3 protein-coding genes are annotated in these 3297 nt (G+C 70.7%); 2 read left to right on the top strand and 1 reads right to left on the bottom strand.

All coding sequences use genetic code 11. The annotated features are described in order from the left end of the window. Nucleotides 1-854 (bottom strand): Hsp70 family protein (locus ACFXMF_RS47240; RefSeq protein WP_360325142.1); only part of this gene is annotated, 854 nt, incomplete at its 3' end. 508 nt (nucleotides 855-1362) lie between these two features. Here ACFXMF_RS47240 and ACFXMF_RS47235 point away from each other — a divergent pair. Then, nucleotides 1363-2205 (top strand): DUF6923 family protein, encoded by an 843-nt coding sequence (locus tag ACFXMF_RS47235; protein WP_360325144.1) that lies wholly within the window; start codon nucleotides 1363-1365, stop codon nucleotides 2203-2205. Nucleotides 2206-2420: 215 nt separating this feature from the next. Beyond that, complete coding sequence (locus tag ACFXMF_RS47230) at nucleotides 2421-3248, top strand: inositol monophosphatase family protein (RefSeq protein WP_360325146.1); 828 nt, start codon at nucleotides 2421-2423, stop codon at nucleotides 3246-3248. The last annotated feature ends 49 nt before the right edge of the window (nucleotides 3249-3297 follow it).

Genomic DNA, 3297 nt, shown 5'->3' with positions numbered 1-3297 from the left:
GTGAGCTGCTGGAACTGGGCGCGGGTGAGCTTCTCGTCCAGGTGCAGCGGGCCCTCGGCCGAGGCCGTGATGTAGGGCAGGTTGATCGAGGTCTCGGTCGCGCTCGACAACTCGACCTTGGCCTTCTCCGCCGCCTCGCGCAGACGTTGCAGCGCCATCTTGTCCTTGGACAGGTCCACGCCGTGCGCGTTCTTGAACTGCTTGACCAGGTGGTCCATCACCCGCTGATCCCAGTCGTCGCCGCCCAGATGGGTGTCGCCGTGCGTGGCCTTGACCTCCACCACGCCCTCGCCGATCTCCAACAGGGACACGTCGAAGGTGCCACCGCCCAGGTCGAACACCAGGATCGTCTGATCACGCACCTTGTCCAGGCCGTAGGCCAGCGCCGCCGCGGTGGGCTCGTTGACGATGCGCAGCACGTTGAGCCCGGCGATCTCGCCGGCCTCCTTGGTGGCCTGGCGCTGGGCGTCGTCGAAGTACGCCGGCACCGTGACCACCGCGTCGGTGACCTTCTCGCCCAGGTACGCCTCGGCGTCGCGCTTGAGTTTCTGCAACACCCGAGCGGCGATCTCCTGCGCGGTGTAGCGCTTGCCGTCGATGTCGCCGACGTCGGGGAAGTGCCACGAATTGTCGCCCATGTGCCGCTTCACCGAGCGGGCGGTGCGCTCCACGTTGGTCACCGCCTGGCGCTTGGCCACCTCGCCGACCAGCACCTCACCGTTCTTCGCGAACGCCACCACCGACGGCGTGGTCCGTGCCCCTTCCGCATTCGTGATGACGGTGGGTTCACCGGCTTCGAGAACCGCGACCACCGAATTGGTCGTGCCGAGGTCGATACCGACCGGACGTGCCATGAGGACGCTCCTCGTCGAACGTCGAGTGCTCCGGTGGCCGAATCCGCGTCCGCGCCCCGGCGCCACCGGCACCGCGAGCACCCCCGAGCCACGGACCCGCCACCGGACTCTCGTACCTAGCGGCCGTGCGGGTACTACCTCCGGAATATGACCCACATGCCCCCATGTCAACCGCAACCACGCCGATCACCGCACTCCCTCCACCAATGGTGACCGCACCCACACGTCGGGTGGCCGGCGACCTGGGGCGGTCGGGCCGCGCGCATCCGCCGGGTGACCCCGCCGTCACCCTTCGGACGTGCCGTCGTCCGCCGTCGGCGCGGGTCGGTGGTCCGCCGGTCGGGCGCGGGTCGTGGATCGTTCATCGAATTCGGCTTGGCAGCGGGCCGGCGAAGCGATGTGCTGGTGGCGTTCGTGTTCGATCGGTTGTCTGTCCACGATCCGCAACTCCCGTGACCACGACGGCGGATGCCCGCGTGGTCGCGCCCGGGCCGGAGGTTGAATCCTGATGCGTCGACGTTCCCCGCGCCGAGCCGTCACCGCCACCATCAGCGCCGTGTGCGGCGCCGTACTGACCGTCGCCCTGACCACCTCGCCCGCCCTGGCGGCCGACGAGTGGCGACAGACGTCCAGCAGGACCTTCCTGCTCCTGGATGCCCTGCAGCGTTCCCAGGGCGTCGCCACCGACGGGCAGAGCTGGTTCTTCTCCTGGCAGAACGGGCTCCAGCGCACCACCCTGGACGGTTCCAGGATCGTCGACAAGCCGTTCGCGATCCCCAAGCGGATCGCCGACCTCGGCGGCAACCACATCGGCGACATCGACTATCACGACGGAAGGATCTACGCCCCCATCGAGGACGGCAGCGGGTATCGGCACCCCTTCATCGCGCTGTTCGACGCCCGGACCCTGGAGTTCACCGGCACCGCGTACGAACTCCCGCAGCCCCTGCACACCCAGGGCGTGCCGTGGGTGGCCGTCGACGCGGCCCGCGGCTACGTCTATACCGCCGAGTGGAACAACACCACCGCGCTCAACGTGTTCGCCCTGGCCGACCTGTCGTTCGTCAAGCAGGTGCCGCTGAGCACGACGGTCGGCCGGATCCAGGGCGCCAAGATGTATCAGGGCAGGCTCTACGCGTCCGCCGACAACGACCGCAAGTCGATCTACCGGATCGATCCGGACACCGGCGTCGTCGCCGACGTGCTCGACCGCGACCTGCCCGCCGGCACCGAGGCGGAGGGGCTGGCCTTCCTGCCCACCGCGGACGGCGCGGTGCTGCACACCCTGGACGTGGCGCCCTCGCGGCTGTGGGTGAACTTCCGCAACTACCAACCCGTCGGCACGAGCTGACCGCCGCCGATCCGGTGCTCGGGGCCCGCCGCCAACCTGGTGGTGGACGGCGGCGGCCCTCGACATAATGCAGGGGCAATCTATTGCACGACGGCGACCCGATGCCGGGACGGCTTTCGCGTGGGGCGAGGGCCGCGGGCCGATCGCGCGGGCCGAACCCGCCTGCGATCGATGGGCATCGGGCTCATCGACCGTCGTAGGCAAGGAGCGACGACGTGGTCTTTCCCCTTCCCCGTACCCTCGCGGCCCTGCGCGTGGCCCGCGAGGCCGCCCAGACCATTCGCCGGGCCGGGCGCCCCCGGCGGATCCGACTCAAGTCCTCCGCCGCGGACCTGGTCACCGCGACCGACCTGCGGGTGGAGAAGCTGGTCCGGGCCTGGCTGAGCAGCCACTACCCGCAGGACGCGGTGGTCGGCGAAGAGGGCGGCGGGTTGGCCGAGTTGGATCTGCGTCGGCCGACCTGGTTCGTGGATCCGCTGGACGGCACCACCAACTTCGCCCACGGCCTGCCGCATTACGCGTGCGCGATCGCGTTCTGGGACGGTGAGCAACTCGCGCTCGGCGTGGTCGCCGACGCGACCCGGCGCCGGACCTACTGGGCCGAGGCCGGGCGCGGCGCCTACGAGGGGCGCAAGCGTCTGCAGGTTTCGGACACCCGCACGTTGGGCCGCAGTGTGATCGCCACCGGCTTCCCGCCGTCCCGGGCCACCGATCCGGACAACAATCTGGCCGAGTTCCTGTCCGTGGTCAACGACACCCGCGACGTGCGCCGGCTGGGCTGCGCCGGCATCGATCTGTCCTGGGTGGCGGCCGGTCGCCTGGACGCCTACTGGGAGCAGCGCTGCGGCCCGTGGGACTGGGCGCCCGGCGCGATCCTGGTGCGCGAGGCCGGTGGTCGGGCCAGCACGTTCGACGGGACCGACTGGAAGCCCGGCGACGGCGAACTGGTGGCCTCCAACGGCGCGATCCACGACCGCCTGCTGCGCTCGTTCGCACAGGCCCGGGCCGGCGCCGGGCTGCCCGCCCGGCCGATCGCGGCCTGACCGGGCACACCCGCCGGCACCGGCGCCGGGACCGCGAGCGGTGCTCGCG

The sequence above is a fragment of the Embleya sp. NPDC059213 genome, assembly GCF_042754445.1.
Lineage (GTDB): Bacteria > Actinomycetota > Actinomycetes > Streptomycetales > Streptomycetaceae > Embleya.
This window is presented reverse-complemented; position numbering and strand designations above follow the sequence as displayed.

Coding starts and splice junctions, on each gene's coding strand:
- ACFXMF_RS47235 (WP_360325144.1), top strand. CDS start 1,363: ATGCGTCGACGTTCCCCGCGCCGAGCCGTCACCGCCACCATCAGCGCC.